Genomic DNA, 13280 nt, shown 5'->3' with positions numbered 1-13280 from the left:
CAACTAAGTACCTAGAAATAGGAATTACCATACCCGATGTTTTATAGATTCTTAGAAAAATTAAACTTTTACCCAAAAGACGACGCTGTGTTGTTTTTTTGTATCTTTCTCTACAAAAAATGCTAGTAAAGATGAAAGCCTTAAAAGATATATTCTATTTATTTTACCCCAATATATGTATAAACTGCGAAGCAGTATTACTACAAAATGAAAAACACTTATGTACTATTTGTAAGAATGACTTGCCAATTATAAATGACAATGAGCACACAAATGTTACATTAATGTCAAATTTTTACGGAAAAATACCTGTCCAAAATGTAAGAGCGTTTCTTTTGTATCAAAAAGAAGGGATTGCCCAAAAGCTCATACATGAATTAAAATATAAAAACCAACCAGAAATAGGAATATTTGTAGCCGAATGGTTTGGTGAAACGTTAAAATCGTTAGGTATATTTACTGATGTAGATTATATTGTTCCAGTACCATTGTATATCCAAAAGCTCAAAAAAAGAGGCTACAATCAACTAACCATGTTTGGTAAAAAGCTAGGTGATGTGTTGCAAATTGAATATAAACCAAACATCCTTATCAGAACCTCTTTTACTACAACACAAACACAACAACAGCGTTTTGAACGCTTTTCTAATAGCAATACAAAATTTAAACTTACCAATACCCTAATTTTTGAAAACAAACATGTATTACTTATCGATGATGTAATTACTACAGGGGCGACCTTAGAGGCATGTGCTACCGAACTGTTAAAAACAAAAAACATAACAATAAGTATTGCTGCGATGGCTTACACACAGAAAAATTAATACAATCCATCTTAATTTACTACTTTTGAAATTGGATTCTAAACCATTGTTTTGTGAAAAATAAATACCTTATTTTACTTACTTTCTTTGCTTTCGTTTTAAGTAACTGTGCTCGGAAAGGACGACCAGAAGGAGGACCGAAAGATGAAACAGCACCCATCATGGTTACCGCAAATCCACCCTACGAAACCATTCATTTTGATGACGATAATATTCGTATTTATTTCGATGAATATGTAGTGTTAAAAGACTTACAAAAGCAGTTGGTGATTTCTCCTCCAATGAAAAACCCACCTTTAATTACACCGCAAGGCACACCTAGTAAATTCATCAACATAAAAATAATAGACACGTTAAGACCAAATACCACGTATACATTTAATTTCGGAAATGCTGTACAAGACAATAACGAAAACAATAAATTAGAAAGCTTTAAATATGTGTTTTCAACAGGAGACTATATAGATTCTTTAAAAATTAAAGGAACAGTAGCCGATGCTTTCGGTAAAGATAAAGTAAAAGAAGTAAGTGTGCTATTGTACAAGATAGATAGTACTTACAACGATTCAGTTATTTTTAAACAAAAACCAAACTATGTAACCAGTACGTTAGATTCTACAAATTTTGAATTTAGCAACTTACGAGAAGGAAAATACCTAATGCTCGCTTTAAAAGAACCAGCTAGTGATTATATTTTTAATAGTAAAACCGATAAAATAGGTTTTGTAAAAGATACCATTACATTACCAAAAGATACTATAGTAATCGATCCTATTCGTTTTTTCAAGGAAACTCAACCCTATGAATTTAAGAGAGGAAAAGAAGTTTCAAAAGGAAAGATTCAATTTGGTTATCAAGGATATCAAGAAGATATGAATGTCGAATTGTTATCTGAAGTTCCTAAAGACTTTAAGTCATTTACACAATTCGAGACCGATAAAGACACGCTCAATTATTGGTTTACACCTATCGAGAGAGACTCATTGAGGTTTGTAGTTCATAATCAAAATTTTAAAGATACCATAACGGTAAAGTTGCGTAAAGAAAAGATAGACTCCTTATCCGTAACATCAAGTGTAAATGGAGTTTTAAACCTAAAAGACACGCTGTTTATTAAAACAAATAATCCGATAGTTTCTTTTGATAAATCGAAATTTTCATTGATAGATACAGATACTGTAGCTGTTGATTTTGAAATGAAAAAACAAGCCATTAATAAATTAGCAGTTTTGTTTGAAAAGAAACCCAAATATGGGTACTTTTTTAAAGCGGTTCCTAAAGCAATAACCGATGTTTATGAAATCACTAACGATAGTTTAGATTACAAGTTTACAACACGTACAGTTGAAGATTACGGAAGCATTATATTAGACGTTCAAAACAAGACCAAACACCCTGTTATTATCGAGCTAATAAGTAGAGATAAAGTGTTAGAAAAGAGGTATGTAAATACTACTTCTAAAAAAATAGAGTTTACGTTGTTAGAACCCCAAGAGTACAATGTGAGAGCTATTATCGATGTAAATAACAATGGTCAATGGGATACGGGCAATTTCTTAAAACAACAACAACCAGAAAAGTTAATTTATTCAGAAGCAGTGTATAAGCTAAGAGCCAACTGGGTTCAACCAGAAATATTTGTCATTGAATAATTTAAGTTCATGTGTATAATGTAGCTTTTAAGGATGTGCATTTACCCACACCTCACCATCTTCAAAAAACTCTTTTTTCCAAATAGGAACGGTTTCTTTTAACGTGTCAATAGCAAACTGGCAAGCTTCAAAAGCAGCTTTTCTGTGGGGAGAAGAAACGGTAATAATTACTGGAATATCGCCAATAGCCAACAAACCTTCAGCATGATGAATCGCAATTTTTGTCACCCCAAATTTTTCTAAAGCGGCAGTCGCAATTTTTTGCATTTCCTTCATTGCCATAGGTTTGTAAGTAGAAAAATCGAGTTGAGTAACCTCTTTATTTTTTGTAGAATTCCTTACAGTACCTACAAAGACAGCAATTCCGCCACAAGAAGGATCGGCTACAAAATCGTAGCACTCTTGTAAATTGAGTTTCTCTGAGGTTATTTTTATACAGCTTGTTTTCATAAGAATAAGTACGTTTCGCAAATATAAGATTGAAAGCTGAAAAAGAATAGGTTCAATCAGATTTAAATAATTATTTTTGTTTTTTTAAGAAACAAAGAAGATACGTAATATGAGAACATTAAACGATTTCAATTTTGAAAACAAAAAAGCATTAATCCGTGTAGATTTTAACGTGCCTTTAAACAATGCTTTTGAAGTAACTGATGATACCAGAATTCAAGCAGCGAAACCAACAATTTTAAAAGTTTTAGAAGATGGAGGAAGCTGTGTTTTAATGTCGCACTTAGGGCGTCCAAAAGGAAAGGAAGATCAGTTCTCGTTAGGTCATATTGTTCGTAAAGTAACTCAAGTATTAGGTGTACAAGTAAAATTTGTAAATGATTGTATAGGCACAACTGTTGAAGAAGCAGTAGCCAATTTAAAAAGCGGAGAGGTGTTATTATTAGAAAACTTACGATTTTACCCAGAAGAAAAAGCAGGAGACGTTTCTTTTGCAGAACAATTGTCGAAATGGGGAGATGTATATGTAAACGACGCCTTTGGTACGGCTCACAGAGCGCACGCTTCGACGGCAGTAATTGCACAATTTTTTCCAGAAAATAAATGCTTCGGAAAACTATTAGCAACAGAAATTGAAAGTATTGACAAAGTATTAAATAATTCAGAAAAACCAGTAACCGCTATTTTAGGAGGCGCAAAAGTATCGTCTAAAATAGGGGTGATTGAAAATATTATTGAAAAAGTAGATCATATTATTGTTGGTGGTGGAATGACGTTTACATTTATTAAAGCTTTAGGAGGAAAAATAGGAAACTCACTCGTAGAAGACGATAAATTAGACCTAGCCTTGGAAATTTTATCCAAAGCAAAAGAACATCAAACAGAAATTCATTTACCAGTAGATGCGGTTATCGCCGATGCTTTTTCAAACGATGCAACTACGCAAGTAGTAGCTACTAATGAAATTCCTGATGGATGGATGGGACTAGATTGCGGACCTAAAACTGGTGAAAAATTTGCTGAAGTTATCGCAAAATCGAAAACTATTTTATGGAACGGACCCTTAGGTGTTTTTGAAATGGAAAAATTTGCACAAGGAACCATCGGTTTAGGAAATGCCATTGCAGAAGCGACTAAAAACGGAGCGTTTTCGTTAGTAGGTGGAGGAGATTCAGTTGCTGCAGTAAAACAATTCGGATTTGCCGATAAAGTGAGTTATGTGTCTACCGGAGGAGGAGCCATGTTAGAAATGCTAGAAGGACAAACCTTACCAGGAATTGAAGCCATTTTAAAATAAAAGTTTAAACGTGTAATAGTTGAAATGTGTATTGGATTACCATGTAAATAATTTCACGATTCAACAGTTAAACTACAAGATAAGATGAAATACACCACATTACCCAATACCGATATAAAAGTTTCAAAAATTTGCTTAGGAACTATGACTTGGGGGCGACAAAATACCGAGGCGGAAGGTCACGAACAAATGGATTATGCGTTAGAACAAGGGGTAAACTTTTTTGATACTGCTGAATTATATTCGGTACCAGCAACACCAGAAACATACGGAGCTACCGAAAAAATTATAGGTTCTTGGTTTAAAAAAACAGGAAACAGAGATAAAGTAGTATTGGCTTCTAAAATAGCTGGGGGAGGTGATTATACAGCACATATAAGAGCAGGTGGACTCAATAAAAAAAATATAGCAGAAGCGATTGAGGGGAGCTTACAACGCTTACAAACCGATTATATTGATTTGTACCAATTGCATTGGCCAAATCGTGGTGTAAATTGCTTCGGAGTACGTGATTATCCCTATAAAACCTCTGACCAAGAAGCAGAAAATCATGTAGAGATTTTAGAAACCTTGAACGATTTTATAAAACAAGGAAAGATAAAACACGTAGGCTTATCGAACGAGACGCCTTGGGGAACAATGAAATACTTGCAAACAGCCGAACAACACGGTTTACCTAGAATGGTTACCATTCAGAATTCCTACTCATTAATTCACAGAGGATATGAAGTAGGAATGAGTGAGGTTTCGATGAGAGAAAATATTGGACTGTTAGCCTACTCTCCGTTAGCACAAGGAGTATTAACAGGAAAATATATAGATGGCAACGCCCCAGAAGGCGCAAGAGGGACCTTATTTCCGAGGTTTATAGCTAGGTATAAAAACGAAGGTTCAGAAAGAGCGGTTTTAGCGTATCAAAAAATAGCAACTACATACGGTTTGACCTTAACAGAATTATCGTTGGCTTATATTAACCAGTTGCCATTTGTAACCAGTAATATTATTGGAGCGACTAAGATGAGTCAACTAAAAGAAAACATCAACTCAATTCATGTTGAATTGTCAGAAGACATTTTAGCTGAGGTAGAAGAAGTACACAAGGCAATTCCAAATCCAGCGCCGTAATTTGAATAAAGAATATAACAAAAAATCCGAAGTCAATCTTGACTTCGGATTTTTATTTTATTAAAATATAGTATAACCTATATTTAAACTTAAAGAATTATAATCAAATAACCAAGGAGTATAACTATTCGCATATAAATTTCGACTATTATATCTTAATTCGATACTGTATTTGTTATATTCATATGCAGTTGCTATAACCAAACTACTTCCTCCTCCAATTTCTAAGAAATCAAAAGTAGTTCCATCTTTCCTTTCAATAACAATGGTAGAATTTATAGGTGTATCTTGTAAATAACCTAAAGCTATTGCTATTTTAGATTTTTCATTTAAAAAGAAATAATATTTTAGACCCAAAACAGCTTCTATTGATTTGTAGTCGGTTTCATGAATCAGTACTCCACCAACCACAAAGTCACTTTCAGTAGTTTTTTGTTTTTTAAAATATTGATAACTACCCTCTAAAAACAAACTCCACTTGTTTCTGTTAAAAGGTAAGATAAGCTCTCCCTCTAAACCAAAACGCATACCTGTTTTTGATCCATAATTAACACTTCTAGTATTTCTATTATTATCGTTATAACTTTCGTCATTAGATTGTAAAGAAGAGTTGTTTAAACCTATTTTAGCAGTTAATTCAAATGAACTTTTGTTTTTATTTTTGTTAAATTGTTTGAATTCAGCGTTTTTGCATTGGTTGTACTTAATGAAGAAATTGCTCAAACTACTTTCTTTATATGATAAAGACTCGATTTGTTTTATGGAAATTTTACTGCATTTAAAAGAGTTGGAAATTTGTTGTTTATATCTCTCATTAATATGTATACTACCTGTTTTAACACCACCATTGGAGGACAGGTATTTTTTATGAATAAACTGTTTTATTGTGTCATTATCTTTTTTAAAGAAAAATCTTTTTAAATTACGATTACCGTAATAAAACAAACTTGCATCACCTTCAATTAATACTTTTAAAAACAAGGTTTCTTTTTCAAATATTGGATTTCTAACATCTGAAAAACTCTCAGGCAGATCACTAGATTTATCGATATTTACATACGCTTTGATATATTTCGAAAAATTATAAACTCCAAATTCTTTAACATAGTTAATTTTGTTTGTTTTAGGAGAAGAAGTAGAGGTTTCTTTATATATAAATTCTTCTGGGCTATCTTTCCAGTCTACATTTTTAATTAAACATTCAACTCTTTCTCCTTGATTGGAGATAAAATATCCTTTCTCAAAGGTAATCTGAGCATAGCAATTCATGGTAGCAATAAAAATTGCTAAATAAGATAAAATTCTTTTCATAATAATTTTTCTAAAATTTAGAATTTTGTTTCTATACGGCTAAAAACTATTCTTCCACTATTTTAAAAGAAGAAGCTTTAAAACGATTGCCTTCAATTTTTCCAGTAACCTCAGCTTTTCTAACGACATTACAAAACCCTATATTTTCATCGTGCGCATCACCAAAATCATCAATTTTAGCACCATCAACAAAATAGGCGTTTCCATCTATTTTTACTGCTAAATCACATCCATTTTGGCTATCTAAACCAAATTTACATTGACCGCATGAAGCTTCTACTAGTTGTGTTTTTTCTTTAGGATTAGCACAGGCTAGTATTCCTAAGAAAAAAATAAAAATTAATTTTTTCATAATTTAATACTGTTTTAACTTTTGTTCTGGTTTCTCTTCTCTAGAATTAATATCCAACTTTACTTCGAACTCTTTTTAGTACATCGTTGGCAACGATACGAGCTTTTTCTGCTCCAACAGCCAATGCTTCGTCAATTTCATGACGATTTTCCATATAGTGATGGTACTTAGAGCGTACATCAGCAAATTTTTCTACAATCAATTCATATAAAGCTTGCTTTGCATGTCCGTAACCATAATTTCCACCTTCGTAATTTGCACGCATTTCAGCAATTTGCTCATCAGAAGCGAGTAACTTATACAACGCAAAAATGGTATCGGTATCAGGGTCTTTAGGGTCTTCTAAAGCTTTGCTATCCGTTTGAATACCCATAATTTGCTTGCGTAATTTTTTATCTGGCAAGAAAATATTAATAAAATTATTTCGAGACTTACTCATTTTTTCACCATCCGTTCCAGGAACTAATTTGGTGTTTTCATTCACTTTTGCCTGTGGCGGAACTAAGGTGTCTCCTACAATATTATTAAATCTGTTAGCCACATCGCGGGTCATTTCTAAATGTTGTAACTGATCTTTTCCTACCGGTACAATCTCCGCGTCGTATAATAAAATATCGGCAGCCATTAACATTGGGTAGCTAAATAAACCAGCATTTACATCAGCTAAACGGTCGGCTTTGTCTTTAAAACCGTGTGCTAGTGTTAAGCGTTGGTACGGAAAAAAGCAGCTCAAATACCAAGTTAACTCCGTAACTTCAGGAATATCGCTTTGGCGATAAAACACCGTTCTGTTAATGTCAATACCACAGGCAAGCCAAGTAGCAGCCACACTGTAGGTGTTTTCTCGCAATTCATTTCCGTCTTTAATTTGAGTTAAAGAGTGCATATCGGCAATGAAAATAAACGATTCGTTTTTCGAATCATTTGCCATTTCAATAGCAGGTAAAATGGCTCCTAATAAATTTCCTAAATGTGGGGTTCCTGTACTTTGTACACCTGTTAAAATTCTTGACATAAATATGTTTTGAAAAGGATTTAATAAATACTTTTAAGCAAGCAAAAGTAAGGTTAAAATTTATCAAACAAAAGAAATTACTACATTCGCATCTATGATTAGATATCTACTTTTTCCACTTCGATTGGTTTGGCGTATTTGGTTTTACTTACTTATAATTATTACGGTACTTATCATGGCGCCATTTATGCTCATTCTTACTTCGAGTGAAAAATATTATCCTATTTTTTGGAAAGTGGTAAGAGCGTGGGCTTTTCTTCTGATATACGGAATGGGTTTTCGTTTAAAAGTTGAAAAAGAGCAGGAAATACACAGCGATAAAAGTTATCTGTTTTGTGCGAATCATGCCTCTTTGTTAGATCCTTGGGTGCTGATAGCGATGAGTAAAAACCCCATAGTTTTTGTAGGAAAAAAGGAATTGGAAAAACTACCCATTTTTGGGTTTTTTTATAAGAAAGTCGTTATTGTGGTGGACAGAAGTGATGCAGAAAGCAGAAAACAGGTATATGAAGAAGCACACAAAAGATTAAAAAACGGAACCAGTGTTGCTATTTTTCCTGAAGGCTTGGTGCCTACTGAAAATATTATATTAGCTCCCTTTAAAAACGGAGCGTTTAGTTTGGCTATAGAACATCAAATACCCATTGTGCCTCAGGTATATTACGATTGTAAACGCTTGTTTTCTTGGGATTTTTTTAAAGGACATCCAGGAACATTCAGAGTAAAACAATGTAAATTTATTGAAACCAAGAATTTGGTTATGAAAGACAAAAAGAAACTCAAAGAAAAAACCTTTAATACCATATACAATGAATTGATTAATGATGAGTTGTATATGAAAGATACCAACCGATTACACAATGACCGAGAATTTAAATCACCGTTATAGCAAAGAAGAAGAAAGACTGAATATATTAACGCACGGACTTGGTTTATTGTTGAGTATTGTAGCGTTTCCCTTTCTTGTACAAAAAGCACTTAGCTATGCTAATTTTTGGCAAGCAGCCAGTTTTTGTATTTACGGATTAAGTTTATTAATTCTCTACGCAGCATCTACTTTTTACCATGCTGCTAAAGAGCCAAAACGTAGAAGAAAGCTAAATATCTTTGACCATGCAGCTATTTACGTATTAATTGCAGGAACTTATACGCCCTTTTGTTTAGTGGTATTACCGCCAAAATTAGGAGGGTATATGTTTATTCTTGTTTGGCTGTTTGCACTATTGGGTGTTGTTTTAAAGCTTTTTTTTACAGGAAAATTCGATAAACTTTCAACAGTGCTGTATTTATTAATGGGGTGGCAAGTAGTTTTTTTTATCAAACCCTTAATGAAAAACCTATCTAGCGAAGGATTACAATTTCTTTTTTTAGGAGGTATTTTTTATACCGTCGGAGCTATTTTTTATTCCATCAAAAGGCTACAATACAATCATGCTATTTTCCACGTTTTTGTGTTGTTAGGAAGCATAAGCCATTTTATAGCTATTTATTTTTATGTGTAAACCATTGGGCATAGGGGTTTTTACTAAGGTTAGAGTTGTAGTATTTCGCAACTCCTGTAACTTCTTTACCTAGCCATTCGGGTTTGGTAAAAAACTCATTCTCATCTTGTAACTCCACTTCCGCTATTATCAATCCACTATTTTCTCCTAAAAATTCATCGACTTCAAAAATGTGATGATCTACTTTTACTAGGTATCGGTATTTTTCAATATGTCCTTTTTCACATAAACTAAAAAGATGCTCAGCATCGTTTTTATCAATCTCTTTTTCCCACTCAAAACGAGTAGTTCCATTGGCGTTTGAGGGACCTTTAATGGTTAAGAAACCTTCGTTATTTTTTATTCGAACACGAACGATACGTTCTTTATCTGAATTTAAAAACCCTTGTTTGATGTAGTTTTTTTCAAAAGCTTTTTTTTGAAGTCTATCGATGTAACTAAAAATTTTCGCTCTATTTCTATTGCCATACAAAACGGAATCAAATTTATACGAATGTACCATTTTTGTTGATATTAATGAATATCTTTGGGCGATGATTTTTAAAAAAAGTGTAGCTAAATGGCAGTTATTACCACAAAAGCCATTGTTTTAAGTAGCCTTAAATATGGAGATACCAGTTTAATTGTTAAGTGTCTTACCTTGCAAGAGGGTATTAAATCATACATGATAAAAGGAGTGCTAAAAGCAAAAAAAGGAAAGTTAAAACCAGCCTATTTTCAACCACTAACACAACTAAACCTTGTAGCAAATCATAACAGTAAAAGTTCGCTAAACGCTATTAAAGAGGGGCAGGTAGTATATCCTTACGAAACGGTTCATACTTCCGTAGTAAAACAAACGATTATGCTATTTTTGTCAGAGGTATTGTCTTCTATTCTTCAAGAAGAAGAAGAGAATGTACCATTGTATAATTATATCGAAACATCATTAATTTGGTTAGATACACACAGTCATGTAGCGAACTTTCATTTGCTGTTTTTATTGAATTTAACCAAGTATTTAGGGTTCTATCCAGACACTTCTAACATTGAAAAAGAAACATTTAATTTGCTAGATGGAAGATTTACCAATGTTGGATATGAAAAGTTAACACTTTCTGGAAAAGAAATAGCTCTTTTTAAAAGTATGTTAGGCATAAATTTTGATACAATAAACTCAATATCGTATTCAAAAAAAGAAAGACAAACAATTCTCCAAATCATAGTTGAGTATTACGAATTACATTTGGAAGGATTTAGAAGACCTAAATCACTAAACGTTTTAGAAACTGTATTTAATTAATATGAAACACAGAATTACTGTATTTTTTTTACTACTTGTAAGTACCATATTTTCCCAAACAATAACTATTTTCGATGCAGAAACAGGAAAACCTGTAGAGGGCGTTGCGGTATTTAATACCAACAAAACGATCTCGGCGGTAAGTGATAGGATTGGTAAAGTAAATGTTTCTCAATTTAAACAAAACGAACTGCTTATTTTTTCTCATGTATCGTATGCAGAGTTTAAAGAGAAAAAATCGGCTATAAAAAGTAATAACTACCATGTTTTTTTATCTAAAAATTCTGAACAGTTAGATGAGGTGGTTGTGTCAGTTTTTAAAAATAAAGAGAAAACAAATCGCATTGCAGAACAAATTGCGGTAGTTTCTTCAAAACAAATAGAGAAATTATCACCACAAACTTCGGCAGATTTGCTATCGGCAGTACCTGGAATTAAAGTACAGAGATCACAGTTTGGAGGAGGGAGTCCTGTTTTACGAGGTATGGAAAGTAACCGAGTGCTTTTGGTCGTTGATGGTGTTCGTATGAACAATGCCATTTACCGAAAAGGACACCTGCAAAACTCGATTACAGTAGCTCCAAATTTATTAGACAGAACAGAGGTTGTTTTCGGGCCGTCTTCAGTAATTTATGGTTCTGATGCATTAGGAGGGGTGATTCATTATTACACGAAAACTCCCAAACTATCGGAAGAAGAAAGTGAGGTTACAGGAAATACATTTTTACGATACAGCTCTGTAAATAATGAGGTAACCAATGTCGTTTCTACAGAGTTAAGATTTCAAAAATGGGCTTCTTTTACAAGTGTAGCTTACAGCAATTTTAATGATTTAAAAATGGGAAAAAACCGCTCACATGGTTTTAGTGATTGGGGAAAAGTTCCTTTTTATTCCAACAATACCAGTAGGTATTATAACGATACCCCTGTGGTAAACACAGACCCAAACTTACAAAGAAATACGAGCTACAGTCAAACAGACGTATTACAAAAATTCTATGTTCCTTTTTCAGAAAACACTGATTTTAAGTTGAATTTACAGTATTCAATTTCTTCAAATATACCTCGATTTGATAAGCTAACCGAGTTAAAAAACGGAAGTTTAAATTTTGCCGAATGGTATTATGGTCCGCAAGAACGCTTGTTAGTTTCTCCGCAATTACTTATCAATCCGAAGAAAAAATGGATGGAAAGCGGAACGATTACTTTAGCGTATCAGCATATAAAAGAAAGTCGTATTCAACGAAAATTCGGGAGTTTAGACCGGTCTTACAGAGAAGAAGCTGTTGATGTTTTTAGTTTAAATGGAGACTTCTCTGTTCCGTTAGCAGCGCATAGAAATTTAGGATACGGAATTGAAGTCGCCTACAACGATGTTGCCTCTACTTCTTACGGAAAAACATTGCGATTTAAAGATCATAAAATTATAGGTTTTGATGGCGATTTTACCGTGCAGTCTCGTTATCCTGATGGAGGAAGTAGTTATTTAAGCACTGCATTTTATATAGACTATCGTCAGGATATTAACAATAAATCAACCCTAAATACAGGTATTCGAGGAACCCATACAGTGTTGGAAGCAAGGTGGTTAGACGAAACGTTTATCGATATTCCTCAAAATCATATTGAGCTAGACAATCAATCTATCACAGCTACGATAGGTTATGTATATAAACCTACGAAAAATTGGCAATTAAACACCGTGTTGTCCTCTGGTTTTCGTTCACCAAATATTGACGACGTTGGGAAAATAAGAGAGAAAAACGGAAGAGTAACCGTACCGAACACAGGCCTAAAACCTGAGCACGCATACAATGCTGAAATTGGAGCTCAAAAATACTTTAACAATAAAAAGTTTAGAGTGGGAGCCAATGTGTATTATACCCTGTTGAATAATTATATTTACAGAGAGAATTTTCAGTTGAAAGGAAACTCAACTATCGAGTATGATGGAGAAGAGGGAGAAATTGTCGCAAATGTAAATAAAGGACAGGCTTATGTAACGGGTGCCACCTTAAGTTATCAAGGAAAACTACACAGAAATTGGAATACTTCAGGTTTTGTTACCTACACCTACGGCAAGGCGTATGACACCAACGAACCAATGTCGTCTATACCACCCTTATTTGGTCGTTTTGACATAAGTTATGCAAATAATAAGTTTGAAGGAGGAGCTAACTTAGTTTTTAATGCAAAGAAAGATATTTCATCGTATAATATTACTGAAGGTATTGACAACCATGAACAAACACCCGTTGTAAACCCAGAAGCTACCGAAGACATTAATAAATATTACGGAACTCCTAGTTGGATGACTGTTGGGTTGTATGGGAAATATCAATTCACAAAAAATATTGCTTTACAAGCTCAATTATCTAATGTGTTTGATGAGCATTATAAAGAATTTGCTTCGGGAATTTCGGCTCCAGGGCGTAATATTTCAGTATCTTTGCTAACCAATTTTTAAGAA

General features: G+C 33.4%; 13 protein-coding genes. 8 read left to right on the top strand and 5 right to left on the bottom strand.

The genetic code is table 11. The features are described from left to right. The first annotated feature begins 284 nt into the window (after positions 1-284). Positions 285-824 (top strand): ComF family protein, encoded by a 540-nt coding sequence (locus P8625_RS11950; protein WP_279650684.1) that lies wholly within the window; start codon positions 285-287, stop codon positions 822-824. A 53-nt stretch (positions 825-877) separates the two neighbouring features. After that, the gene (locus P8625_RS11945) at positions 878-2476 is read left to right on the top strand and encodes an Ig-like domain-containing protein (RefSeq protein ID WP_279650683.1); all 1599 of its coding nucleotides are present in this window, start codon (positions 878-880) and stop codon (positions 2474-2476) included. A 27-nt stretch (positions 2477-2503) separates the two neighbouring features. Here P8625_RS11945 and P8625_RS11940 read toward each other — a convergent pair whose 3' ends face one another. Continuing rightward, positions 2504-2926 carry a molybdenum cofactor biosynthesis protein MoaE gene (locus P8625_RS11940; protein ID WP_279650682.1) on the bottom strand — a complete coding sequence of 141 codons (423 nt, stop codon included), beginning with the start codon at positions 2924-2926 and terminating at the stop codon, positions 2504-2506. Between the two features lie 109 nt (positions 2927-3035). On the opposite strand from P8625_RS11940, the gene P8625_RS11935 reads away from it, so the two are divergent. Beyond that, positions 3036-4223: a phosphoglycerate kinase gene (locus P8625_RS11935; protein ID WP_279650681.1), complete on the top strand. Its 1188-nt coding sequence runs from the start codon at positions 3036-3038 to the stop codon at positions 4221-4223. 84 nt (positions 4224-4307) lie between these two features. Next, on the top strand, positions 4308-5348 hold the full coding sequence (locus tag P8625_RS11930; RefSeq protein ID WP_279650680.1) for an NADP(H)-dependent aldo-keto reductase: 1041 nt from the start codon (positions 4308-4310) through the stop codon (positions 5346-5348). Between the two features lie 60 nt (positions 5349-5408). Here the strand turns inward: P8625_RS11930 and P8625_RS11925 are convergent, their stop codons facing one another. From P8625_RS11925 to trpS, 3 genes are read right to left on the bottom strand one after another with little or no spacing between them, the layout of a single operon-like run. Next, positions 5409-6659, bottom strand: a complete 1251-nt coding sequence (locus P8625_RS11925; protein ID WP_279650679.1) for a hypothetical protein — start codon at positions 6657-6659, stop codon at positions 5409-5411. Between the two features lie 46 nt (positions 6660-6705). Beyond that, positions 6706-7011 (bottom strand): DUF6370 family protein, encoded by a 306-nt coding sequence (locus P8625_RS11920; protein WP_279650678.1) that lies wholly within the window; start codon positions 7009-7011, stop codon positions 6706-6708. 46 nt (positions 7012-7057) lie between these two features. Further along, entirely contained in the window at positions 7058-8026 is a 969-nt protein-coding gene (gene trpS / locus P8625_RS11915) for a tryptophan--tRNA ligase (protein WP_279650677.1), read from the bottom strand. 94 nt (positions 8027-8120) lie between these two features. Here trpS and P8625_RS11910 point away from each other — a divergent pair, with 94 nt between their 5' ends. Together P8625_RS11910 and trhA are read left to right on the top strand one after the other, a co-directional pair. Then, positions 8121-8915 (top strand): lysophospholipid acyltransferase family protein, encoded by a 795-nt coding sequence (locus P8625_RS11910; protein WP_279650676.1) that lies wholly within the window; start codon positions 8121-8123, stop codon positions 8913-8915. Continuing rightward, complete coding sequence (gene trhA, locus P8625_RS11905; protein WP_279650675.1) at positions 8887-9528, top strand: PAQR family membrane homeostasis protein TrhA; 642 nt, start codon at positions 8887-8889, stop codon at positions 9526-9528. The genes P8625_RS11910 and trhA overlap by 29 nt, the downstream gene beginning before the upstream one ends. Here trhA and P8625_RS11900 read toward each other — a convergent pair. Next, entirely contained in the window at positions 9509-10030 is a 522-nt protein-coding gene (locus P8625_RS11900; protein ID WP_322790482.1) for a CYTH domain-containing protein, read from the bottom strand. The genes trhA and P8625_RS11900 overlap by 20 nt on opposite strands. Before the next feature lie 57 nt (positions 10031-10087). On the opposite strand from P8625_RS11900, the gene recO reads away from it, so the two are divergent. Together recO and P8625_RS11890 are read left to right on the top strand one after the other, a co-directional pair. Continuing rightward, complete coding sequence (recO, locus tag P8625_RS11895) at positions 10088-10810, top strand: DNA repair protein RecO (RefSeq protein ID WP_279650674.1); 723 nt, start codon at positions 10088-10090, stop codon at positions 10808-10810. Position 10811: 1 nt separating this feature from the next. Continuing rightward, positions 10812-13277: a TonB-dependent receptor gene (locus P8625_RS11890; RefSeq protein WP_279650673.1), complete on the top strand. Its 2466-nt coding sequence runs from the start codon at positions 10812-10814 to the stop codon at positions 13275-13277. Positions 13278-13280: the final 3 nt, after the last annotated feature.

The organism is Tenacibaculum tangerinum (assembly GCF_029853675.1).
GTDB classification, from domain to species: domain Bacteria; phylum Bacteroidota; class Bacteroidia; order Flavobacteriales; family Flavobacteriaceae; genus Polaribacter; species Polaribacter tangerinum_A.
This window is presented reverse-complemented; position numbering and strand designations above follow the sequence as displayed.

Excerpts from the sequence above, each read along its gene's own strand:
- P8625_RS11950 (WP_279650684.1), top strand. The coding sequence starts at position 285 with ATGTCAAATTTTTACGGAAAAATACCTGTCCAAAATGTAAGAGCGTTT.
- P8625_RS11940 (WP_279650682.1), bottom strand. The coding sequence starts at position 2,926 with ATGAAAACAAGCTGTATAAAAATAACCTCAGAGAAACTCAATTTACAA.
- P8625_RS11935 (WP_279650681.1), top strand. The coding sequence starts at position 3,036 with ATGAGAACATTAAACGATTTCAATTTTGAAAACAAAAAAGCATTAATC.
- P8625_RS11930 (WP_279650680.1), top strand. The coding sequence starts at position 4,308 with ATGAAATACACCACATTACCCAATACCGATATAAAAGTTTCAAAAATT.
- P8625_RS11925 (WP_279650679.1), bottom strand. The coding sequence starts at position 6,659 with ATGAAAAGAATTTTATCTTATTTAGCAATTTTTATTGCTACCATGAAT.
- P8625_RS11920 (WP_279650678.1), bottom strand. The coding sequence starts at position 7,011 with ATGAAAAAATTAATTTTTATTTTTTTCTTAGGAATACTAGCCTGTGCT.
- trpS (WP_279650677.1), bottom strand. The coding sequence starts at position 8,026 with ATGTCAAGAATTTTAACAGGTGTACAAAGTACAGGAACCCCACATTTA.
- P8625_RS11910 (WP_279650676.1), top strand. The coding sequence starts at position 8,121 with ATGATTAGATATCTACTTTTTCCACTTCGATTGGTTTGGCGTATTTGG.
- trhA (WP_279650675.1), top strand. The coding sequence starts at position 8,887 with ATGACCGAGAATTTAAATCACCGTTATAGCAAAGAAGAAGAAAGACTG.
- P8625_RS11900 (WP_322790482.1), bottom strand. The coding sequence starts at position 10,030 with ATGGTACATTCGTATAAATTTGATTCCGTTTTGTATGGCAATAGAAAT.
- recO (WP_279650674.1), top strand. The coding sequence starts at position 10,088 with ATGGCAGTTATTACCACAAAAGCCATTGTTTTAAGTAGCCTTAAATAT.
- P8625_RS11890 (WP_279650673.1), top strand. The coding sequence starts at position 10,812 with ATGAAACACAGAATTACTGTATTTTTTTTACTACTTGTAAGTACCATA.